A 22,564-nucleotide genomic window follows, 5' to 3' on the forward strand; every position below is an offset into this window, starting at 1 on the left:
TATACCCCTTTTTCTATATTTTTACACCACAAATAAAAAAAACTCCGAGATATTCTCGGAGTCAAATTTAATCTGTAAGAGCTTGCATCAATATTTCTCTAAATTTATCGATATTGATTTTAGTGATTACTTTGCAATTGAATTCGCCATTTTCTTCTTTTATTAAATCTCTGTAGCTCATTCCTCTTGTTTCGTCGTTTTGCACATCGATTTTGATGTACATGTCTTCCGTTTCGAAAACTTCTGGATTATCAAGAACGATTACTGAACAAGGATCGTGAATTCCTGCATCGTTTGATGCGTAGTATTTCAAAATTCTGTGTGCAAATTTGGTTCTTTTCGTATCAATTGTGTCCAAGAATTGGATTTGCTCATCAGTTATGCTGGCTTTTTGTGTAATATTAAGTCCTGCCATGATGAGTTTCACGCCACTTTCAAACACGATTTTTGCAGCTTCTGGATCTACGAAGAAATTAAATTCGCTGAGACTTGTTACATTTCCTCTTGTAATTGAGCCACCCATGATGCTAATTTGTTCGATTTTTTCCTTGTCTTCTGGAAAAGTTCGAAGCAATAGCGCGATGTTTGTAAGTGGTCCTACTGCGATGATTGTGATTTTTCCAGTCGATTTTTGAATGATTTCGTGCATCATTGTAACTGAATTTTCGCTTGAAAGTTCTCCTACATCGTCTGATTCAATCATATCTCTGAATCCTGCAATTCCATCATCTCCGTGAACTGTCGCAAAGAAAGGCTCTCTTACAAGTGGCACTTCTTGGCCTTTTCCCATCGGTACATTTATATCCAATAATTTTGCCAAGCATTGCATGTTTCTTGTTGTGTGCTCAATTGACACGTTACCACTCACCGATGAAAGCGCCAACAAATTTAAATTTTTTGCTTTTTTAATTGCAAATAATGCCGCTGCATCATCTACTCCTGGATCAAAATCCAATATACAATTAATCATTGTGTCCTCCAAAATCTTTGATGTAATCTACAAAATCATCAACCGACAACAATTTTTCGTTCAAATTAATCGAATTGCAAAGTCTTTTGATAACAGGCGGTTGGATGTATGCTTTTTGTAGTATTTCGTCTTCGTCAAAAACTTCCTTCTTATCTGCGTCTTTGATGATTTCCTTGTTGGACATTACGACAACTCTGTTGAAGTTTTCAACGACAAATTCCATATCGTGCGTTATTGTTATGATTGTTTTGTTCAAATCGTGCAAATGATCGATGACTCTTTTCAAGCAACTCATCGAATATGCGTCTTGTCCTGCAGTTGGTTCATCAAATATGAAAATATCGCAGTCGTTTGCGATTGTAATTGCAATCGTGATGAATTTTCTAGTACTAAATGGCAAATCGTATGGATGATCGTCCAAATATTCTGAAAGTTCGCAAATTTCGCACGCTTGTCTGACACGTCTATCCATTTCATCTTCGTCGACTTTCAATGCTCTCAACGAAAATGCGACTTCATCGTAAACTGTTGAGTTGAAGATTTGATCGTTAGGATTTTGGAATACGTAGCCAACTTTTCTGGAGATTTGTGCTGTTGTCATGTCTTTTGTGTTTTTGCCCTCTAACAAGATTTCTCCAGAACTTGGTCTCAATAATCCATTCATTAATTTGGCGCAAGTTGATTTGCCGGCTCCGTTTTGTCCTACGATTGCAACTTTTTCTGAAGGATACACAACAAAATTCAAATCGTTAATCGCTTTGAATCCGTTAGGATAAGTAAAGCTTACATTGTTAAATTCTAATTCGCTCATTAATCTTCCTCCAATTCTTTCTTGCATTCATCCAAAGTAATAGGAACTTTTTTGAAAAATCCCGGTTTTACAGTGTTCATCTTGTAGGCAAGTTTTGAAACTATTGGCATAGATACATTACTTTCTTCGATTTTGTCATTTGATAAAACTTCGTGAGTTTCACCGTTGAAGATAATTTCTCCATCGTCCATCACGACAACTCGATCTGCATATTCTGCTATCAAATCAATTTTGTGTTCAACCAAGATTATAGTTTTGTTTTGTGATTTCAAAAGTTTTAAAATGTCGAATATTTCTTCCGTTCCCAGTGGGTCTAGCTGACTTGTAGGCTCGTCAAATATTAGCACTTTCGGATTCATGACGATGATTGAAGCTATCGCAACTCTTTGCGATTGTCCACCTGATAATTCATTCGGATTTTTATCTTGTAAATCTTCTATTTTAAGTAATTTAATTACATCAGTTACTCTTTGTTTGATTTCTTCTCTTGGAACTCCCAAGTTTTCGAGTCCGTAGGCTATTTCTTCGAATACAGTTTTCTTGATTCCAGAAATTTGACTGAATGGGTTTTGGAATACAAATCCAACTAATTCCGCCATTTCTCCACGTTCGATATCGTCGATGTTTTTGTTGTCAATTATTATGTCGCCTGAGATTTCTCCTTGAACGAAATCCGGAATTATTCCTCTAATAATGTTGCACAAAGTCGTCTTGCCGGAACCATTTTTGCCGATAATTCCTATGAATTCTCCTTGTTGAACGTACAAATCCAAATTTTTTATCGTTTTTTCTTGTTGAAGTTCATATTTGAACGAAACATTTTTAAGTTCTATCATTATTTAAACCTCCACACCAATGCCAACACAACCAAGGCAATGAATACGTAGAAAATTATTCTGTCTGTAGTTGTTTTCTTGATTTCTTTGAGGCATGTTTTCTCGTTTTCGGATGCAAATCCACGTGCTTCTAGTGTAATCGTCTTTTCGTCGATTTCTGAAAGTGAAGATATAATCAAAGGTCCAAGTGAAGGGAAGAACGCCTTCGCTCTGTTTTTCAAAGAGCCTGTAGTTTCAATTCCACGCGCTTCTTGGGCTTTGATGATTTTGGAACTTTTCTTAATCATTTCAGGAATCATTGTCATTGTTGCCATGATAACATAACTTGTAACGTGGCTTACATTTTTTTCTTGAAGTGATATCATCAAGTCTTCGATATCTGTAGTTTCGAAGAATAATAAAAACAATGTTATAAGTGTAAGAATGAATTTAGTTTGTTCCAAACCATTTAATATCCCGTTAAGTGTCACTCTCATAAATCCTAAATTCAAATAAACGTGTTCTGTAGATTTGTCCAATAACAATTGGAATAAAAACATTATTAGTAATACGAATAATAAAACTATCCACAATTTTTTGAAATATGGTTTGAATTTATTGTCCAGTAAAGCCAATATCAAACTTAATGGAAGTACGAAAAGATACGCAAATTGCCATGGCAAAACCAACGAAATAATAACTGTAACTATCACTATAAAAAGTTTTGTTGTTGGGAAAATTTTAGATATCATTTTGCACCTCTCACGTATTTGTTCTTCTTTTCTTTTATGTATTCTAGTCCGTTAGGATATCTCAACAAGTTTCTGTTCGGAATGGATTTGATTAGAAAATACACTGCAAAAGAAGTCAAGAATTTGTCCAAAGTTTCTGTAAGAACTGTTGAACCAAGCACTGATTGCCATAATCCTTTTCCTGTTGCAACCAAAAACGTCGTTATTGCACTTGATCCACTTGCACCAGTAACACCACCGAAAACCAACACAGTGATTGGCGCAGATGTAATCATCGCCACAAGCCAAATAATAATGGCTACTACAAATGTTTTCTGTGGAGTTTTGAACATTCCTCTCTTACCGCAAAAACCTGCCACCAAGCCAATCGCACCACTTACAATCATGTATGGAAGTTGTGTTGGATTTGTAACAGATGTCACGATATTTGTGACAACACCTGTAAGAAAACCAATCCATGGTCCGCACAACACACCTGTGAATACAGTTCCAATAACATCCAAATAAACGGGCAATTTTAATGCTGCAGTTAAATTTGCACCAACAAAATTGATAGCTATACCAAGTGGAATAAGTAAAATTACCGACAAATTATAGCTAGTCTTAGATTTAGATTTCATAAATTCCTCCTATAAATTTTGCGGAAAATATTTCCCGCTGAGTAAATTCTATCATAAATTGATTAATTAATAAATCATTTATCGTTAAAAACATTAACAAAAATTTTGTATCACTAAATTGTTTACTATAAATTTTTTAAACTCTTAGCATGCCCTTTTTATTTGGAAATTCTTTGAAGTTAAATTTTTCGTAAAATTTGTCATAAGGAGTGTTTGCCAACAAAATAATGTAGCTATCTTCATCGTAATTTTCGTCCAAGTATTTGCTAACCTCATTCATCAAAACTCTTCCCAAACCATTTTTCTGATAGCTTGAATCTACCATCACATCAGTAACCACAAGACTAATCGCTCCATCTCCGACAACTCTTGCCATCGCAATTAACCTGTCATCATCATAAATTGCTGTAATGAAAAGAGAATTTTCGATTGCAACCTTCGCATTCTTTTTCGATTTTCTATTTCCAATACCAGATTTTTCACGCAAATCGTTGTAATTATCTGGACTAACCGCTGCATTTTTTATAACGTATTTTGTATTCATAACTCACCTCACAAAAATAAGCGCTATTACAGCGCCCATTTTATAACTTCATTGACAGAGAAACCAATCCTCTTTCTTTATCAATTCCAATTATTTTTACTTTTACGGTGTCACTTACTTCGCACACTTCTCTTGGGTTTTTGATGTAGGAGTTGCTCATTTTGGATATGTGGCAAAGTCCATCTTCTTTTATTCCAATGTCTATGAATGCGCCGAAGTCCACGACATTTCTTACAGTTCCTGTGACTATCATTCCTTCTTCCAAATCGTCAATTGACAATACATCTTGTCGAAGAACTGGTTTTGGCATTTCGTCACGTGGATCTCTGCCTGGTTTTTTGAGTTCTTCAATTATATCACGCAAAGTAGGCTCTCCTACTTCCAATTCCTCTGAAAGTTTTTTAACATCGATATCATTCAAATCGTATTTCATAATTTGTTTTGCGATTTCGTAGCTTTCTGGGTGAACTTCTGTATTGTCCAATATTTCTTCGCTTTCAGGAATTCTCAAAAATCCTGCACATTGTACGAATGCTTTTGGTCCAATTCCTTTTACTTTCAATATTTCTTGACGATTAGTGAATGGTCCGTTTTCTATTTTGTAATCCACGATGTTTTTCGCAGTTGTTTTCGTAATTCCAGATACGTAATTCAAAAGTGCAGAGCTTGCTGTGTTGATGTTGACACCAACTGTGTTTACGCAATCTTCCACTACTTCTTCGAGTGATGATTTTAATTTTTTTTGGTTGACGTCGTGTTGATATTGTCCAACTCCGATTGATTGTGGAGAGATTTTAACCAATTCTGCAAGTGGGTCTTGTATACGACGTGCGATTGAGATTGCTCCTCTGATTGTTACATCCAAATCAGGGAATTCTTCGATTGCAAGCTTGGATGCAGAGTAAATACTAGCTCCCGCTTCGTTGACAATTGCATAGAAGATTTCCTCGTCAATTTGCGCCAACAAATCAGATACGTATTTTTCTGTTTCACGAGAAGCTGTTCCGTTACCGATTGCGATTAACTTCACGTTGTATTTTTTAATAAATTCCTTCAAAGTTTCGTCTGCTCTTTGGATTTGTTTTCTGGCATCAGTGACATATATTACTGCACTGTCCAAGAAATCTCCGTATTCAGAAATTACAGCAACTTTGCAACCAGTTCTAAATCCAGGGTCAAGTCCAATGATTGCAGTTTCTTTGATAGGTGGCTGCATCAAATAAGGTTTCAAATTGCTTTTGAATACGCCGATTGATTCGTCATCTGCCATTTCTTTCATGCTTTGACGCACTTCTGTTTCGATTGATGGAACAATCAATCTCTTGTAGCTGTCTTTGACTGCCTTTTCAATCAAATCGTAAGTTTCAAAATCATTTTTCCTAGCGATTTTTCTCATAATTTTGAAAATATTGTAATCGTCATTTAATACGAATGAAACTTTCAAGAATCCTTCCTTTTCTCCTCTGAAGATTGCAAGAATTCTGTGGGCTTTTATATCTTTTACTTTCTCGGAAAAATCGTAGTACATCTTGTATGTGCCGGATTCGTCTTCGTTTTTCTCTTCAGTTTTCAAAATAGCCTCTGTAACGAAAGAATTACGAACGATATCTCTGAATACTTTTTGTTCCGATACGAATTCTGCTATTATATCCAAACTTTTCGCTACGGCATCATCAACTGTTTTGATTTCTTCTCCGTTGACAAATTCCGAAGCTTTTTTCTCGATTTCTGCTAGTGAATGAGTCTTTTCCATTATCATATCTGCTACTGGTTGAAGTCCCAATTCTACAGCGATCGATCCACGAGTTCTTTTCTTAGGCTTAAATGGAAGATAAATATCTTCTAATTCTGTCAAAATAGCCGCTTCGTCGATTTGTTTTTTCAAATCTTCTGTTAGTTTTCCTTGCTCATCGATAAGACGTGTGATATCGTCTTTTCTTTCTTGCAAGTTTCTCAAATATGTAAGCCTATCGTTTAATTGTCTCAACGTTTCGTCAGTCAAATTTCCAGTGATTTCTTTTCTATATCTGGCGATAAATGGAATTGTGTTTCCCTCATCTAACAATTCAACCGTCTTAACAACGTTATCATATTTTATGTCTAATTCTTCTGATAATTTTTGTAGTATATCCATTCTCTTCCTTCTCTTTTAATAAACTATAATCTATATTTTAACATTATTTTATTTATTTTTCCAGATTAAAGCATTTTGAGGTAAAATTTTAAAAACCACCAAGCGTACACTTGATGGTTTGGTTGATTATTTTTTAAATAACTTGGCGTTTTTTTCTTTTTCTAATTGTTCCAAGAAAATCTCTTTTTGAATCATGTGAGTTTTTCTGATGGATCCTGCAATGTCAGCTACTAACATGAAAATCGTAGCCGCCGACACGTAATAAAAGTCGATAAATGAGTATTCGATGAATCCTCTTGATGGAGGTGTCATTTGTCCGATGAAAAGCATCATAAATATCGCTACGAATACAATCGTAAAATTGAATTTGAAAATAAATCCATGAAAATATCCAAGTAACGCTGCGATTGCCAAGAATATCATCAAGCAATGGTCAATCAAAAATCCATGCGCATGAGACAATGTGTATCTGATGATTATCATGAACAATATGTAAATCAACGAGTAAATAATAAGTTTGGTGTTTTTTGACATTTCAAATCTCCTTTTGTAAAAACATTTTCCAAATAATTTTACCAATCACAATTTGTGATAGTTTACTATTATTTTACCATATTTTTTTCATTTTTGAAAAGTCCTTTTGAAATGTTGTCTTGCTTTTTCTTGAAAAATTGTAAAATTTATATTAAAATTAACTAATAACTAGGAGGCTATTATGAAACCGTATATTGTGGGAGTCGCAGGTGGAAGTGCTTCGGGTAAGACTGAAATCGTGAAGACTTTGAAAAAACATTTTGAAGATAAAATAGAAATTATTGAACACGACAATTATTATTTCGCTCATGATGATTTGACAATGGAAGAACGTGCGAGTTTGAATTACGATCATCCGCAATCTTTTGAAACGGATTTGTTGATTGAACACGTTAAAAAAATTATTAATAATGAAGAAATCAACATTCCAACTTACGATTTTACAATTCACACTAGAAGCTCTGATACTTTGAAAAAAGTTCCTAAACCAATTGTGATTGTCGAAGGAATTTTGGTCTTGGAAAACGAAGAACTTCGAAATTTGATGGATATGAAAGTTTTCGTTGACTGTGACGGAGATGTCAGACTCAAAAGAAGAATTACAAGAGATGTTGTGGAACGTGACAGAACTATTGAATCGATTTTGACTCAATATATGGAAACTGTAAAGCCAATGCATGAACTTTTCGTCGAACCTAGTAAGAAATTTGCTGATTTGATTGTGCCAAAAGGCGGCAAGAATAAGGTTGCGATTGAGGTGCTTATCAATCATTTGGCTACGAAATTATAAAAAAAACATTTTGCTATTGACTAGAATTGGATTCTAGTATAAAATTTTAATAACTTAATAGAAAATTATGATTGTGACCAGTACCGATTATTCGGGAATTACAACACATGAGTTTTCAAGGTAGTTTCATACTTTGCATGGAACATGAGCTTTTGATGAGAAAGGTGGTACCGCGTAGATTCGCCCTTTCGTGTCAAGAGTTTTTTTATTTTATAGGAGGAGTTTATGATTAATTACAAATTTGAACACGAAAATGTGTTCGACGAATTAGTAGCGCGTGGATATTTTGAACAAGCTACTTATGAGGATGAATTGAGAGATTTACTTGGAAAAGAAAGAGTTCCATTTTATATCGGATTCGATGCGACTGCAGATAGTTTGACTATTGGCCATTTTATTCAACTTATGGTTATGATGAGAATGCAAGCTCACGGTCACATTCCGATTTGTCTTTTGGGTGGTGGAACAACTATGATTGGTGATCCTTCCGGTCGTAACGATATGAGAAGTATCATGACTAAGGAAGTTATCGACGAAAATGCCAGAAGATTTTATTCCCAAATGACAAGATTCATCGATTTTGGTGATGACAAGGCTTACATTGAAAACAACAAGGATTGGTTGTTGAATTTGAATTTCTTGGATTTCATGAGAGAAATCGGCGTTCATTTTTCTGTAAATCAAATGTTGACTTTGGAAAGTTACAAGAACAGAATGAAACAAGGTCTAACATTTTTCGAATTTAGTTACATGTTGATGCAATCATACGATTATTTGGTATTGTACAGAAAATACGGTTGTAAATTACAAATGGGCGGCTCTGATCAATGGTCAAATATTTTGGGCGGATACGATTTGGTTAGAAAATTGGAAAACGACAAAGTTTATGCGATGACTTTCAAGCTTTTAACAACTGCTGACGGAGTGAAAATGGGTAAATCACAAAAAGGTGCTGTGTGGTTGGACGAAAACAAGACAACTCCTTACGATTTATTCCAATACATGAGAAATGTTGACGACAGAGATGTGGAAAAATTCTTGTTGATGTTGACATTCTTGCCAACTGATGAATGCAAGAGACTTGGTAGCTTAGAAGGAAGCGAAATCAACAAAGCTAAGGAAGTTTTGGCTTTTGAGGTGTGCAAATTAGTTCACGGCGAAGAAAAAGCAGAAGAAGCTCGCCAAACAGCAAATGCGTTGTTCAATTCAAATGTTGTTGATGAAAATATGCCAACAACTGAAATGAAAGCTTTGGATTTTGAAAATGGAATTGGTTTGTTGAATTTGTTGACAATGACAGGCCTTACTCAATCAAACAGCGAAGCACGTAGACTTGTAACTCAAAACGGTATTTCTGTTAATGACAACAAGGAAGCTGATCCTAAAAGAGTTATCACAATTCACGATTTTAACGACGATGAACTTATTATCAAAAAAGGTAAGAAAGTATATCACAGAGTAAAATTAGTATAATATAATAATATAAAAGAAGAAAACCTCGGCGATTTTGAATTGATTTTCAAAGTCTGCTGAGGTTTTGTGTTATAATTAAGTAAATTTAAAAATATTTGTGGAGGTGCAAATGAAAAAATTATTCAAATTTTTAACTAGTAGAATAATGCTTCTGGCAATTGTATTTATCATTCAAATTTCTCTATTAGTTTATTTGATTTTAAGTTTTCAAAGAAATTTTGTGTACGTGTACACATTAAACATTATAATATCCTTCGCTTTTACGATAATGGTGGTCAACACCGATGTAAACCCGAGTTTCAAACTAGGATGGCTTATTCCTATATGGATATTTCCGTTGTTTGGAGCGGTGTTCTATTTGTTTTTCAGAAGAAACAGATTCGTTCGTGCACAACAAAGACGAATGGACACGATAAGTTCAACATTTAACAACCATATCTTGTCAAATGGTAATGTAATTGACGAGCTTGAAGGAGACTCCAAGTCAATCGCAACTTACATAAACACAACAGCTCACGCTCCAGTTTTTTCGAAAACGAGTTCGAAATATTTGAAAAACGGCGAAGTTTTCTTCGAGTATTTGATGGAAGATTTAAAAAACGCAAAGGATTATATTTTCTTGGAGTTTTTTATAATCGAAGAAGGCTACATGTTCAATAATATTTTGGAAGTTTTGGAACAAAAAGTAAAAGAAGGAGTCGACGTCAGGATTTTGTACGACGATTTCGGTTGCATGACGAAACTTTCGCGTAGATATTACAACAAGCTAGAAAAAAAAGGTATAAAAGTTCAAGTTTTCAATCCGATTCGAGTTCTACCAATGCCTCGTCACAACAACAGAGATCACAGAAAAATCATCGTTATAGATGGAAAAGTCGCTTACACTGGCGGATTTAATTTGGCGGATGAATACATGAACAAAATCCAAAAATTTGGATATTGGAAGGACACAGGAATCAGAGTTACAGGTGATGGTGTGTGGTCATTTACGATAATGTTCTTGTCAATTTGGGAATTGTACGATGACAATGAGCTTGACTACAAATATTATTTCGAAAAAACTGTCCCAGATGTTTCCGAAAACGAAGGTTATTGCCAACCTTATACGGATTCTCCATTAGACGATGTTCCTGTTGGAAAGGGTGCGTACATGCAATTGGTGTCTCGTTCCAGAAAATATTTCTACATTACAACTCCGTATTTGATTCCATCAGATGACATGATAGATTCCCTAAGAGATGCGGCGTTAAGCGGTGTCGATGTCAGAATCATGACTCCTGGAATTCCCGACAAAAAATTGGTGTATATGGTTACAAGAACATACTACAAGTCGCTTTTGGAAGCGGGTGTTAGAATTTTCGAATACTCACCAGGATTTTTGCACGCAAAAAGTTGTATTAGTGATGACAAATACTGTGTCATTGGCTCTATCAATCTCGATTTTAGATCATTGTATCTACACTTTGAAAACGGAGCAATGTACTACGATTCACACATTATTTCCGATTTAAAGGAAGATTTCTTGGAAATGCAATCCCAATCACGAGAAATTTTCTCCAGACAATTGGAAAGCCAAAGCGTGTTTAGAAAAATTATATCCGTAATACTAAAAGTATTCTCACCAATGATATGATGAAACGAAATAATCTAATCGATACGTTAAGGGGATTTGCGATTGTAAACATGGTGATTTATCATTTGCTGTTCGATCTTGTTTACATGGAAAATTTCAAAATCGAATGGTTTGTAAATACGCCTGGAATGATTTGGGAGAGATTCATCTGCATTAGCTTTATTTTAATATCGGGCTATTGCTTCAATTTGTCCCACAATCACAAGAAACACACATTGACGCTTTTTATCGTCTCAATGATTTTGAGTGTTACGACGTATTTTTTCGCTAATGAGTTTTTCATAGTTTTTGGGATAATTCATCTATTGTGTGCAGCATCTTTCTTAACGACTTTTGTCGACAAATTAACCCTTAACAAAAAAATATTATGTGACCTATCTTTTGTGTTGTTTATTTTAACTTACAAAATAAGTGCTCATCCTGTGAATATAAGTAGCAATCTGTTTAGTTTCGTTGGATTTTACAACGACAAATTCTACAGCGGCGATTATTTCCCATTACTACCTTGGTATTTCATGTATCTAGTTGGTTATTGCGCACACGATTTTTTAGATATAAAATTAAATGTAAGAGAAAATGTATTATCAAAAATGGGCAAAAAAAGTTTGATGATTTATTTAATTCACCAACCTATCATAATGATAATTGTACAAATCGTAAAATTTTTAGGAGGACTCAATGAATAAATTCAAAAAATCAATCGTAATGTATCACAATAATTCAGGACAACAAGACATATTTGAATTATTGTCTCAATGTAGCTCTAATATATTAAAATTATCAAATGAAACAGTGTTTTTCCAAAGCGAAGAACAAGGTGATTTTTACAAAAAATGTGAAGAATTAAAAGATTTTGATTTGGTAATAGTAGTCGGAGGCGATGGAACAATAAACGAAGTCATCAATGGATTATATGATTACGACATGAACCCTGTCATAGGAATTATTCCAGGCGGATCATTCAACGATTTCTCACGAACTGTGAATATTGGAGCAAATCCAATAGAAGCAAGTGAAAATTTATTGGATGCAGAAGTCAAAGAATACGACTGCATATTAAATGACGACAAAATCGCTCTGAATTTCTGGACAGTGGGAATGGCATCAGAAAACGCACAAAAAATGCAAGATGCCGACAAATCAACTTTTGGTGTTTTGACATATATTCCAAAAATTTTTGAAACATTAACACAAGATAATTCATTTGATTACGAAATGGAAATAGATGGCAAAACTTTAAAAGGAAATGCCGTTATGGTATTTGTCGTTAATGGTTTGTATTCCGGTGGAGTTGAAATTCCAATATCTGACATCAGCCCAAGCGATGGAATATTGAACGTATTTGTAGTTGAAGAATCCAACCTAGCTTCCTTCAAAGCAATGTTTGGACAATCAAACAGCCTTGATTTTAACGAACAAAACGAAGGCGTTCAGACATTCAAAGCAAAAGAAATAAAGTTCATCTCACCTGAAGGATTAGTAGCAGATACTGACGGAGAATTGTACCAAAAAACACCATCAAACATCAAAGTAATAGAAAAAAGATTCAAATTCTTATCGAAACCATTTGAACAATAAATTATAGTAGAAAAGCTAACTCAAACGAGTTAGCTTTTTTTTAGGTTAAAATTTTAATATAAAAAAGAGACCATCTAAATGGTCTCCAGTTTAATCTAAGGTTAAAACAATATTAAGGGAGGAGATTGTTTCTTGAGATTAAACTTACTTTGTTTATACCTATATAATAAACTATGAATGTGTACTAATTATGTTCAAATTAGTAGAGATTATGTTTTTTGTAAAAACGCAGCACAATATTTTTATGTGCTGCGTTTTTATTTTATTTAATCAATTCTTTTACGACTGATTCATCTATTGAGTTTTCTCCACCAAATACATTAACTTTTTCAAATTTTGAGTCTTTGATAGCTTGTTTTGTGCTTTCTGGTACTTCGTTTGATTCTGCTAATAATATTGGGCAATCAATGGAGCCTATTACTAAGCTGTCTGCAAAGTTTGTTCCGTTTGCGATGTTAACTTCTGATCTATCTTTGAAGCCGTATTCGTAAATTTTCTTTGCTGTTTCGTAACGGTTTGCTCCGGCAATTCTTGTAGCGTTTGGTAGTTTGTTTGCTACTTCTTTGGAGATTGTCTTTTCTCCTCCTACAATTATTGCTTTATTGATTTGTTTCAATACTTCTTGTGTTGCTTTTGGTATGTTGTTTGGTTGTACAAGTAGTATTGGCATGTTGTTTTTGTTTGCTAGTGGTGCTACTGTCAATGCGTCTGCGAATGTTTCTCCGCTTGCGATGACCGCTTGTGTTGTTCCTGTGCGTTTGATTATTTCTTGTGCAATCTTAGCGCTTGTTTCGTATCTGTCAGATCCAGCTATTGTTTGTACGTTGTATTTTGATAGGCTGTTTTTAGCTTCATCTACTGATTGTTCTCCACCTATTACAACTACATTTTTTGCTCCTAATCTCTTGATTTCTTGTGCTACTACTGAGTCTAATTGATCTTTTTTAACTAGCAAGATTGGTGCTTTTAATGCTTTTGATAATGCTGATGCTGATAAGCTGTCTGCGAATTTTTCGTAGTTTGCTATGATTACTGTTTCAGCAGATTTGTAGTATTTCTTGGATACTTCTACTGCTGTGTTGATTCTGTCAGCTCCTGCAACTCTTGTTGTTTCTTTTGTTGTTTCTTTTGTTGTTTGAGCTGGTGTTTCTGGTGTTGTTGTTCCAGGTACACTTGGTGTTACTGTTCCAGGGTTACTTGGTGTTGTTGTTCCTGGGTTACTTGGTGTTGTTGTTCCTGGGTTAGCTGGGTTTTCCTTGCCAGGTTTTGTTGGATCTTCTTTGCCAGGTTTTGCTGGATCTTCCTTGCCAGGTTTTTCTGGTTTTGTTGGGTTTTTCTTGCCAGGTTTTGTTATATTTTCCTTTTCAAAATCTTTGCAAGCATCTTTTATTGCTTCAAAAATTCCTTCCCTATGATATTTTGCTCTATCATCAACTTTTCTGATTTTTCCAAGACTATCTACATTTGATTTCAAAATATCTGAGTAATTTAGCCCTTCATAATCATCCAAAGTCTCCAAGGCTAACATATGATAACCTTCATTATCTTCATCAACATTCAAAATCTCATTTCCGTACTCGTCTTTTTGTCCTTTCCCAATAGTATAAGACATATCTAACACATATAAGATTTTGCCGTTTTTGTCAAAATACACATTCATTCCAATATGATAGGACGGAATTGGAAGTGGAGTTTTAAGTTCAAAATGGCCTTGTTTCATTATTGAATCTGCCATATTTCCTTTGTTTTCAACAATATTAATAAGATTTTGTAATTCTTTTGTTAAACGAGTTAATTTATTATCCACAACAGCTGAATTGTTATAAGATTTTTTTGCGTATTCAAGTTTATCTTTCAAAATCTCAGTATTCTGTGGATTATTTTTAATAGTTAGTTCTCCTTTTTTAATTAATGAGTCTAACTTATAGCGATTTATAAAAAACTGAGTATCATGGATGTACTTTAACTTCGCACCCTCAGATAATTTATCTTGTTTTAACAGTTTTTCACCTTCAGCCTTCATATCTTCAAATTGCTTTTGAGTATCATCTCTGAGTTCTGTTAAATCTAACTTGTTTAATTCATCCAAAACTTTTTTCAAATCATCTTTATTTTTCGTAGTTTCTTCAGGATTAACAACAAAATTGTTTCCATCAGCTAATGTTTTTCCTTTTATTTTAACTAAAACTTTTTTGTAGTTATCCCCAACTTTGTTATCGTCAAATGCGTTAAATTTTATTTCTTTGATTTTATTCGAAAAATCAATCTCTTTTAAATTATTGTATCTGAATGCTTCTTCTTTTACACTTTCCAAATTTTCGGGCATTGTAACCTTTGTAATGCTATTTTTGTAAAAAGCTTGAACAGGGATTTCTTTTAGTTTTGTTAATAAACTCAAATCCAATTCATCTATTTTATTGTTACAAAAAGCCATTTCTCCTATTTTTTCAACTTTATCGCCCATAAACATTACATTTTGTGCATCGTTATTTCTAAAAGCTGAAATTCCAATTTCTCTAACATTTGGATAAATCACAATCGCAAATAATTTATTAATATGAAACGCACTACTTCCAATTATTTCAGTCTTTTCGCTTAATTCAAGCGTTTCTATCTTGTTATTCATGAATGCTCCGTCTCCAATTATTTTAAGAGCTTCTGGAGCTTCAAAGTCTGTCAAATAATTAGACTGGAATGCAAATTTCCCGATTTTTTTCACAGTTTTTGGAAGTTTAATGCTTTTCAAATCGTATTTGTTTAAACTACTACCTTCAAAATCCACATTTCTAAATGCATCATCTCCTATTTCATCAATAGGATATTTCCCATTCTTTTCAGGAATTACAAGATCCTTATTCTTACGAACTTTTAATTTCCCGATACCAGAAAATCCAAGAACCTTGCCCTTATCAAACACAAAATCTTTTTCATCCCATTTTGAACTATCCACATCTACTGAAGTTGTCTTGTCTTCTTCTGTCGGATTAACAATGGAAGAAGAATCTTTGTTGTCCACATTTCCATTTGAGAAAAGCACAACTTTCATTGCGTAGTTTTCATCACCAAGGTTTCCATTAAATGCACCAATCTCAATTTTTTTCACACTATCTGGAAGTTTCGCTTGCTTAATTTTATTATCTTCAAAAGCTTGTTCTTTTATAATTTCCAATTTTTCACAATTAAATTCTAATTCTGTAATTTGATTAGATTTAAATGATCTTTCTCCTAAATTTGTTAAATTTTTAGGTAAAATAAGTTTGCCTTCTATTTGATTATAAAAAAATACTTGATCTCCCAAAAATTCCAAATTATCTGGTAATTTTATAGTCTTTAAACTTAGATCTGCAAATGCATAATCACTAATTTTAATTATGCTGTTTGGTAAATTAACGCTTTTAATATTTTTATTTTCTCGAAAAGCATCTTGTCCAATATAAGTATATCCTTTAGGAATCTCTACAGATTCTATGTCTAATTGCCCGAAATCTTCTCCAAGCTTTTTAATTTCGTTTCCATCAACATCTAAGTTGTTAATCTCTCCATTTTCGCCTTCTCTTTGAGTATACTCGTCAATCTCACTACTCTTATCGTGCACAAAAGCAAAACTTGCTATTTTTTTCAAATCTACATTTTCTTTGCTTTTTGTTGGTAGCACAACATTTCGATTTCTTTTTAGCTTTTGTACTCCGCTTTTTGAAAAACCGTATACAGTATCTCCCACAATCACAAAATCATCCGCTGTATATTTGTCATCCGCTGCTTTGGAATTAATATTTAATCCAAAAATCAAAGCAAATACAAAAACCAAAGAAAAAATAATCTTCTTTTTGTTCATAAGAACCTCCTATTAAATTATTAATGATATTCTTTATCATCTAAAGAACTTTTTCATTTTACTATAATTTCAAATTCTATTCAATGATATTTGTTATCAAATTAATTCTTACAAGAATTTCCTGTGCTTCATTTTTTCTAATTAAATTATCTTGAAATAGCTAAAATAAAGTTCGTTATTTCTTCTATTTTCCAATAAAAAAACAGCTCTTAATAAATTAAAAGCTGCATTCAGTAAAATTTTCTTAAATTATTTCTCCACTATCTCCATCAACTCATTCTCGATTTCAAGCATAATATGATCCCAAGAATGATTCAATACTAATTCGTGGATTTTTTCTGGTATTGGTTCTTGGTTTTGAACTCTGATTATTTGTGTTTCAATAGCCTGTGCCAATCTGTCGACGAATGGTTCGATTTCTGATTCGTAAGGCCTGTCGATTGTTTTGAGTCGTGGCATTTTGACAAATTCGATGGCTGTACTGTTATTTATTTCGTCATCTAGTGTTTGGATGAGTCCTTCTATTTCTGTTACAACGACTCTCATTCCACAACCCAATGCTTCGATTGCAATGAGTCCCAATCCTTCGTAGTAGCTTGGAAGCACATATATGTCCGATGCTCTCATTTTGTTGGAGAGGTTTTTCTGACAAGATGTGTTGTGCAAATCGAAGTGAAGCGAGTTTGCCGTTTGGTCCCACAACTCAATTTTTGTTTCTATGTCGACATCTCCGACTAATGTCAATTCCAAATTATCGTATTTTTCTTCTAGCTTTTTGAATGCTTTGCAAAGTTCGTACACTCCTTTTGCGTGCGATAATTTCCCTGCAAACAATAGTGTAATTCTTTCGTTGTGTGGGTCTTCTTTTCTTCTGTAGAAAATATTGCTGTTGTAACCACCACCCATTACGACGATTTTTTCTTTGTCGATTTCAAATATATCAGAAATTGGTTCTACGTCTTTTTTGCTTAATGCGAGAACTTTTTTTGCACGGTTCAGATTATTCACACATGTCATGAACAATTCTGGGTTGAGGTTGGTTTGTCTGATGTCTGTTCCGTGATTTAGTAATAAAACAGGAGTTTCATCGAAAATATCTAACACGAGACTGCTTAACATCCAACAATGATGAGATACGATGACATCTGGCTTGAATTCTTGTTTTGCTTTTTTCAATTGTTTCGTGAATTCATTTGTCCAATCTTCAATCATATTGTGTGTCATGTCGCTGTATTTTGTTGAATCGTAAGGCATTTCATCGCTCATTCCAACTATTGGGAAGTTCAATTTTTCGCTTTTAAATTCCACCGGATATGTTTTAATTGATTCATCCAAGTTTAATTTTATATCATCTTGTATTCCAAAAACAGCAGCATTTTCGTGGTTTTGTTGCATATACTGAATTACATTTGTAAAATAAACGCCACTTCCAGTTTGCTTCGGTAGTTGTGCGATTACGTGTAGTATTTTCATGTGATCATCCTTTTTATTATTATTCTACATCTATATTATCATAATGGCATTTTAATTTCTTTAGTTATTTATTGAAAGTTTTTATAAATCATTGATTATGTTTGTTGTTTAATGTATAATAGCATGTATTATTTTGATTAGGGGGCGATTATTATAGAAAATTTAAACGAACAACGATCAAATCTTCTCGGCAATGAATCCATTCCAAAATTAATCTGGAAATTTTCAGTTCCAGCGACTGTAGGAATGTTGGTTCAAGCTTTGTACAATGTTGTAGATAGAATTTTCCTTGGTGCCGGTGTAAATCAAATGTCCATTGGTGGCGTTTATTTGATTTTCCCGATTTTTTTATTTTTGATGGCATTCGGAATGTTGATTGGTGTGGGTGGCAATTCACTTTCTTCAATTAAATTCGGTGAAGGCAAGAAAACAGAATCAGAAATAATCCTCGGCACGTCTATGGTTTTATCTATTATTTTTGGGGTTTTGATATCAGGGATTTTTCTTTTAAATTTAAAATGGTTTTTGAAGATTTTCGGCGCAAGTGACACTTTGATGCCTTACGCTTACGATTATGGAAAAATTATTTTGTATGGTGCGCCTTTTCAAATGGTTGGTTTTGCGATGAACAATTTCATTCGTGGAGAAGGCAATCCTAGAGCTGCGATGGTAACGATGTTTATCGGTGCGATTTCCAATATTATTTTGGATTATATATTCATCTTCCCAATGCAAATGGGAGTTAAAGGTGCTGCTTGGGCGACAATTATCGGTCAAGTTTTATCTAGTATTTGGGTTGTGAGATATTTCCTTTCAGATCGTGCGTTATTGCGTTTGACTAAGGAAACTTTCAGACTCGATTTTCATTTTTGCAAGCAAATTTTCGCACTAGGAGTGTCACCATTTGCGATGCAACTTGTAGCTAGTGGTATTAATATTATTTTCAACAATTCCCTTAAAATTTACGGTGGAGATTTGGCGACATCATCTATGAGTGTTATCTACAGTGTCTCACAAATTGCATTCATGCCGATTTTCGGTATTAACCAAGGTATCCAACCAATTTTAGGATTTAATTTTGGAGCGCACAAATACAGACGTGTTCAGCACACTCTAAGAATTGCAGTTGTTGCAGGAACTGTGTACATGGTTTTGAATTGGGCATTCACAATGATTAGACCAGATTTGTTGGTGAAAATTTTTATTTCAAGACCTGAAGATTATGCAGTCATCAAGGACATCGCAATTCCTGGACTTAGAATTTACAATTCGATGATTTTCATGCTTGGATATTCCATAATTGGATCGTCATTGTTCCAAGCAATCGGCAAACCAAAAATTGGTTTCATATTGACAATGACAAGACAACTTATTTATTTGTTGCCGTTGATGTTGATTTTCCCAAAACTTTTCGGACTAACAGGCGTGTGGTCAGCGATGCCAGTGTCTGATGTTTTATCCACATTAACTACGACTTATTTCTTGGTTAAATCTGGATTTTTGGTTAAAACAATTCACAACGACGACGAATTTGTTCTCGGAATTTAAAAAAGGTTTGAATATTGGGTTTCCAATGTTCAAACCTTTGTTTTTTTAGAATATAAATACTGAAACAAGAATAGACACTACAGCCGTTATCATTATCATAGGTAATTTGTAATCAGAAGATGTTTTCTTGAATGATCCTTTATTGAAAATCGCAAACGTAGCCGATGCTACTACAAAAATTGTAGCTGCTATTTTCAAAAATCCCACAGCATCAAACTCATTTGTCCTGAAAAATCTGTAGATTGTTATCAACAAAACATATCCAATACAATACGCATATAATTCCAACACTCCAAATATATTTTTTTGTTTCAATTTTACCTCCTTATTTTCCTGCAACTGTTACATTATCGAATGCAATAACTGCTGGTGCTAAGCTGTTCTTTCGAGATTTCAATTCTTTTGAGAAAATCATAGAATCTTGTATGTCTTTTACATTTAATGAAATTGATCCACCTGTTATGAATGATTCCACACCATCTTTTACAAGTCTTGCAAGTCTGAATTCTCCACCGAAATCTCCTGTAGCGCTGTCCATCAAAAATGATGAGAACGCCAACACTTCAATGTAGTCTTGTGATTTTAATTCTTCGACAGAAATATCTCCACCACACACCTCGAAAACTGGCGATTGTCCCATGTTTTTAACATTCAAATAGTAACTGAACTTTGCGTTAGTAACTAAATTTTCAACAACTCCATTTTTGTACAAATCATACTCTATAAGTTTTTTACCTTCTGAATCGACAGGTCTTTTGTTGATTGATGTTTCTAAAATCGGATTGATTTTCATGTTGAAGTTTACTTTTGGGTTTTCTCCGAAGAATCTCTCGCCTAATTTTGCCGAGCTGATTTGTTGATAAATCATCGCATCTCTCGCTTGGTCGTAATAGTAATACAAGAATTCTTCGACAGCTTCGTTTGATAAAAGTACTCTCATATTTTCCATTTTTTCATTTCTAACGGCGCTTGATCTTTTTTCAGTTTCCAAAAGTTGTTTGTCGACAATTTCTTCGATTTTCGAATAATCAATACTTGTCAAATCATAACCGTTGAATATTTCGACAGGTTCATCACCAATGTTACAATCAGTTACGATTTCAAACGTAAATTTGTTGGATGGATATTCTACATCCACACCCTTTGATGTAACGACATGCTTGTGATTTTCGTAGGCGAAAATTTCGCAGGAATTTACTTTTGATTGGTAGCCGTAATCTTTGTAGATAACATCGTGAACTTTTTTGAAATTATCTGTCAAATCTTCGCACACTTTGATGTCTTTTAATGTAGCATATCCTTCTTCTTTTTCTGGAAGTTCATAGTATTTGTTCTTGACAAACTTCGCTGCAAAAGCAGTTCTGTCGATTTTTTCTTTGATTTCGTCTTCACTGTCATTTAAGTTCAACACAACTGTGCTGTCACCTTTGAATTTGTCTCCGTTTTCTTCAAAATCAACGAACACCCTCACAGATGTTTCGTTAGTCACGCAACTTCTATTCATGTCCACCTTGTCTTTTATCAAAAAAACTTCGTTAGATTTGGACACAGTGTTGACAACTATCCAGTCGGTAATTTTTTCGTTTTGTTTTAATATATTAATTAATCTTTCCATTAACTTAAAATCCCCTTTGCCTTAATGTATGATCCACCAGTCGATGTCTTAACCCATTCTTTCCAGCCTTTTCCACAATATCCTCCACCAGAAAGTACAAGTCCATTGGAAACTTGTGTGATTGATTGCAATAAATCTGGAACATATCCTGTCAAATAAACTGGGCTTACGATTTTGCCTGTTAATTTGCCATCTATAATTTCACGGCCTTTCATTGCAACGCATTGAATTCCCCAGTTTTTCGGATCTTCCATTCCTGATGAGAAACCTTCCAACAAATATCCTTTGTCAACAGATTTAATCATATCCTCAACAGAATCTTCGCCCGCTTCAAAGAAAGTATTAGTCATACGAGTGTATACTTTTCTCTTGAAAGATTCTCTCTTGCCATTTCCTGTGGATTCTTGTCCCAACAAAATCGCAGACAATTCATCGCACATTCCATGACGCAAAATTCCCTTGTCAATAATCACAGTATCTCTTCCCAAGTTTCCTTCGTCATCGAATAAATAGCTTGACACTTCGTCGAAAGCTGTTGCACCGTCGTGCATGATTATCTTGTCGCTTGCAACTCTCTTGTCTTGGTATTCTTTTCCTTTTGCACGTTCTTTTACATACATATCCATTTCAGCTCCGTGGCCGAAAGCTTCGTGAGCGATAAGTCCTGTAAAATCAGGATCGCAAATTATGTCGTATTCTCCAGGAACAACTCTGTCTGCTGTAAGTAATTCTTCAGTTCTTCTGCAAGCATCATCCGCTGCTTTTTCGAATTCAGAAATCAATTCACTTCCACACAATCCAGAACTAGAAATAAAATCTAATTTAGTATTCTTTCCATCAGTTGCTGCTGCCATTGCAAATCCTGTTGAATAAGCGTAAGATTGGTACAAATCTTTATTCTTGGATAAGAAAATTTTATTAACTTGCGTAATATTCAATCTCAAAGAAAGTTGAACGATTTTTTCGTATTTTGATTTAACTTCGTCGTGAATTTTTTGTAACGTAGTGATAATTTTTTCAGGATTATCTTGTTCTGGTAAGTTTTCAACTTCAGTGATTTTTTCTTTTACGATTTCGTCGTCATTTGGAAGTCTGTCGTAAGTTACTCTGTCCAAGCCTTCGACGATTTTTTTACGATCTTCAAGTGCGATTTTGCGGACATTTTCGCATACTTCATCTACATTTACTTCGTTAAATGAATACTCACTAAATCCCAAATCAGTGTACACTCTGATTACGAATCCTCTTTGGTAATCAGGAGATGGATTTAATGAAATTGCTGATGTAGTCACAGAATAACTTGCCCCATCAACATCGCAACCCAAAATAGAAACGTATTTGAAATCAGTTTCCAAATTTTTTATAATTTCTTGTAATTTAGATTTATTATCTAATAAAAATTTTGATGTAGTTAGTTTTTTCATTTTCTACCCCTTTCA

At 34.0% G+C, this 22,564-nt stretch carries 19 protein-coding genes; 6 read left to right on the forward strand and 13 right to left on the reverse strand.

Annotated features, from left to right (window positions below; genetic code table 11):
• Positions 1 to 67: 67 nt before the first annotated feature.
• The 8 genes from FMG_RS07575 to FMG_RS07610 form a co-directional block, all read right to left on the reverse strand.
• A complete protein-coding gene (locus FMG_RS07575; RefSeq protein ID WP_012291096.1) occupies positions 68 to 970 on the reverse strand; it encodes a nucleoside hydrolase in 903 nt (300 codons plus the stop codon).
• Complete coding sequence (locus FMG_RS07580) at positions 963 to 1,781, reverse strand: energy-coupling factor ABC transporter ATP-binding protein (RefSeq protein WP_012291097.1); 819 nt, start codon at positions 1,779 to 1,781, stop codon at positions 963 to 965. Before FMG_RS07580 ends, FMG_RS07575 begins: the two co-directional genes overlap by 8 nt.
• Positions 1,781 to 2,617, reverse strand: a complete 837-nt coding sequence (locus FMG_RS07585) for an energy-coupling factor ABC transporter ATP-binding protein (RefSeq protein WP_012291098.1) — start codon at positions 2,615 to 2,617, stop codon at positions 1,781 to 1,783. The genes FMG_RS07580 and FMG_RS07585 overlap by 1 nt, the downstream gene beginning before the upstream one ends.
• Complete coding sequence (locus tag FMG_RS07590; RefSeq protein ID WP_002839210.1) at positions 2,617 to 3,348, reverse strand: energy-coupling factor transporter transmembrane component T family protein; 732 nt, start codon at positions 3,346 to 3,348, stop codon at positions 2,617 to 2,619. Before FMG_RS07590 ends, FMG_RS07585 begins: the two co-directional genes overlap by 1 nt.
• The gene (locus tag FMG_RS07595; protein ID WP_002836906.1) at positions 3,345 to 3,968 is read right to left on the reverse strand and encodes an ECF transporter S component; all 624 of its coding nucleotides are present in this window, start codon (positions 3,966 to 3,968) and stop codon (positions 3,345 to 3,347) included. Before FMG_RS07595 ends, FMG_RS07590 begins: the two co-directional genes overlap by 4 nt.
• Before the next feature lie 136 nt (positions 3,969 to 4,104).
• Positions 4,105 to 4,512: a GNAT family N-acetyltransferase gene (locus tag FMG_RS07600; protein ID WP_012291099.1), complete on the reverse strand. Its 408-nt coding sequence runs from the start codon at positions 4,510 to 4,512 to the stop codon at positions 4,105 to 4,107.
• Between the two features lie 40 nt (positions 4,513 to 4,552).
• Positions 4,553 to 6,646, reverse strand: coding sequence for a Tex family protein (locus FMG_RS07605; protein WP_012291100.1), 2,094 nt, complete (start codon positions 6,644 to 6,646; stop codon positions 4,553 to 4,555).
• A gap of 126 nt (positions 6,647 to 6,772) precedes the next feature.
• Positions 6,773 to 7,180, reverse strand: coding sequence for a hypothetical protein (locus FMG_RS07610; RefSeq protein ID WP_012291101.1), 408 nt, complete (start codon positions 7,178 to 7,180; stop codon positions 6,773 to 6,775).
• A gap of 181 nt (positions 7,181 to 7,361) precedes the next feature.
• On the opposite strand from FMG_RS07610, the gene udk reads away from it, so the two are divergent.
• The 5 genes from udk to FMG_RS07635 all read left to right on the forward strand — a co-directional run bounded on the left by udk (position 7,362) and on the right by FMG_RS07635 (position 12,654).
• Positions 7,362 to 7,970 carry a uridine kinase gene (gene udk / locus FMG_RS07615; protein WP_002836878.1) on the forward strand — a complete coding sequence of 203 codons (609 nt, stop codon included), beginning with the start codon at positions 7,362 to 7,364 and terminating at the stop codon, positions 7,968 to 7,970.
• 225 nt (positions 7,971 to 8,195) lie between these two features.
• Positions 8,196 to 9,443 carry a tyrosine--tRNA ligase gene (gene tyrS, locus FMG_RS07620; RefSeq protein ID WP_012291102.1) on the forward strand — a complete coding sequence of 416 codons (1,248 nt, stop codon included), beginning with the start codon at positions 8,196 to 8,198 and terminating at the stop codon, positions 9,441 to 9,443.
• Between the two features lie 109 nt (positions 9,444 to 9,552).
• Positions 9,553 to 11,076 carry a cardiolipin synthase gene (gene cls, locus FMG_RS07625; protein ID WP_012291103.1) on the forward strand — a complete coding sequence of 508 codons (1,524 nt, stop codon included), beginning with the start codon at positions 9,553 to 9,555 and terminating at the stop codon, positions 11,074 to 11,076.
• Positions 11,076 to 11,762, forward strand: coding sequence for a heparan-alpha-glucosaminide N-acetyltransferase (locus FMG_RS07630; RefSeq protein WP_227930497.1), 687 nt, complete (start codon positions 11,076 to 11,078; stop codon positions 11,760 to 11,762). Before cls ends, FMG_RS07630 begins: the two co-directional genes overlap by 1 nt.
• Positions 11,755 to 12,654, forward strand: a complete 900-nt coding sequence (locus FMG_RS07635) for a diacylglycerol/lipid kinase family protein (protein WP_002840821.1) — start codon at positions 11,755 to 11,757, stop codon at positions 12,652 to 12,654. The genes FMG_RS07630 and FMG_RS07635 overlap by 8 nt, the downstream gene beginning before the upstream one ends.
• A gap of 262 nt (positions 12,655 to 12,916) precedes the next feature.
• Here the strand turns inward: FMG_RS07635 and FMG_RS07640 are convergent, their stop codons facing one another.
• Together FMG_RS07640 and FMG_RS07645 are read right to left on the reverse strand one after the other, a co-directional pair.
• The gene (locus FMG_RS07640; RefSeq protein WP_012291105.1) at positions 12,917 to 16,489 is read right to left on the reverse strand and encodes a leucine-rich repeat protein; all 3,573 of its coding nucleotides are present in this window, start codon (positions 16,487 to 16,489) and stop codon (positions 12,917 to 12,919) included.
• A 249-nt stretch (positions 16,490 to 16,738) separates the two neighbouring features.
• Positions 16,739 to 17,962 carry a glycosyltransferase family 4 protein gene (locus FMG_RS07645; protein WP_012291106.1) on the reverse strand — a complete coding sequence of 408 codons (1,224 nt, stop codon included), beginning with the start codon at positions 17,960 to 17,962 and terminating at the stop codon, positions 16,739 to 16,741.
• A 213-nt stretch (positions 17,963 to 18,175) separates the two neighbouring features.
• Here FMG_RS07645 and FMG_RS07650 point away from each other — a divergent pair, with 213 nt between their 5' ends.
• A complete protein-coding gene (locus FMG_RS07650; protein WP_255262891.1) occupies positions 18,176 to 19,510 on the forward strand; it encodes an MATE family efflux transporter in 1,335 nt (444 codons plus the stop codon).
• Between the two features lie 45 nt (positions 19,511 to 19,555).
• Here the strand turns inward: FMG_RS07650 and FMG_RS07655 are convergent, their stop codons facing one another.
• Genes FMG_RS07655 through FMG_RS07665 form a run of 3 tightly spaced genes read right to left on the reverse strand, consistent with a single transcriptional unit; the run spans position 19,556 to position 22,549 of the window.
• Positions 19,556 to 19,825: a hypothetical protein gene (locus FMG_RS07655; protein ID WP_041250627.1), complete on the reverse strand. Its 270-nt coding sequence runs from the start codon at positions 19,823 to 19,825 to the stop codon at positions 19,556 to 19,558.
• 10 nt (positions 19,826 to 19,835) lie between these two features.
• Positions 19,836 to 21,125 carry a metallopeptidase TldD-related protein gene (locus FMG_RS07660; RefSeq protein ID WP_012291107.1) on the reverse strand — a complete coding sequence of 430 codons (1,290 nt, stop codon included), beginning with the start codon at positions 21,123 to 21,125 and terminating at the stop codon, positions 19,836 to 19,838.
• On the reverse strand, positions 21,125 to 22,549 hold the full coding sequence (locus tag FMG_RS07665; protein ID WP_002838984.1) for a TldD/PmbA family protein: 1,425 nt from the start codon (positions 22,547 to 22,549) through the stop codon (positions 21,125 to 21,127). Before FMG_RS07665 ends, FMG_RS07660 begins: the two co-directional genes overlap by 1 nt.
• Between the last annotated feature and the right edge of the window lie 15 nt (positions 22,550 to 22,564).

Origin of the sequence: Finegoldia magna ATCC 29328 (assembly GCF_000010185.1) — a bacterium.
Lineage (GTDB): Bacteria > Bacillota > Clostridia > Tissierellales > Peptoniphilaceae > Finegoldia > Finegoldia magna_H.

Bases quoted from the DNA above. Each gene is read 5' to 3' on its own strand.
- FMG_RS07610 (WP_012291101.1), bottom strand. From the start codon at position 7,180: ATGTCAAAAAACACCAAACTTATTATTTACTCGTTGATTTACATATTG.
- FMG_RS07660 (WP_012291107.1), bottom strand. From the start codon at position 21,125: ATGGAAAGATTAATTAATATATTAAAACAAAACGAAAAAATTACCGAC.
- FMG_RS07630 (WP_227930497.1), top strand. From the start codon at position 11,076: ATGAAACGAAATAATCTAATCGATACGTTAAGGGGATTTGCGATTGTA.
- FMG_RS07595 (WP_002836906.1), bottom strand. From the start codon at position 3,968: ATGAAATCTAAATCTAAGACTAGCTATAATTTGTCGGTAATTTTACTT.
- FMG_RS07580 (WP_012291097.1), bottom strand. From the start codon at position 1,781: ATGAGCGAATTAGAATTTAACAATGTAAGCTTTACTTATCCTAACGGA.
- FMG_RS07635 (WP_002840821.1), top strand. From the start codon at position 11,755: ATGAATAAATTCAAAAAATCAATCGTAATGTATCACAATAATTCAGGA.
- cls (WP_012291103.1), top strand. From the start codon at position 9,553: ATGAAAAAATTATTCAAATTTTTAACTAGTAGAATAATGCTTCTGGCA.
- tyrS (WP_012291102.1), top strand. From the start codon at position 8,196: ATGATTAATTACAAATTTGAACACGAAAATGTGTTCGACGAATTAGTA.
- FMG_RS07665 (WP_002838984.1), bottom strand. From the start codon at position 22,549: ATGAAAAAACTAACTACATCAAAATTTTTATTAGATAATAAATCTAAA.
- FMG_RS07605 (WP_012291100.1), bottom strand. From the start codon at position 6,646: ATGGATATACTACAAAAATTATCAGAAGAATTAGACATAAAATATGAT.
- udk (WP_002836878.1), top strand. From the start codon at position 7,362: ATGAAACCGTATATTGTGGGAGTCGCAGGTGGAAGTGCTTCGGGTAAG.
- FMG_RS07585 (WP_012291098.1), bottom strand. From the start codon at position 2,617: ATGATAGAACTTAAAAATGTTTCGTTCAAATATGAACTTCAACAAGAA.
- FMG_RS07590 (WP_002839210.1), bottom strand. From the start codon at position 3,348: ATGATATCTAAAATTTTCCCAACAACAAAACTTTTTATAGTGATAGTT.
- FMG_RS07600 (WP_012291099.1), bottom strand. From the start codon at position 4,512: ATGAATACAAAATACGTTATAAAAAATGCAGCGGTTAGTCCAGATAAT.
- FMG_RS07645 (WP_012291106.1), bottom strand. From the start codon at position 17,962: ATGAAAATACTACACGTAATCGCACAACTACCGAAGCAAACTGGAAGT.
- FMG_RS07640 (WP_012291105.1), bottom strand. From the start codon at position 16,489: ATGAACAAAAAGAAGATTATTTTTTCTTTGGTTTTTGTATTTGCTTTG.
- FMG_RS07575 (WP_012291096.1), bottom strand. From the start codon at position 970: ATGATTAATTGTATATTGGATTTTGATCCAGGAGTAGATGATGCAGCG.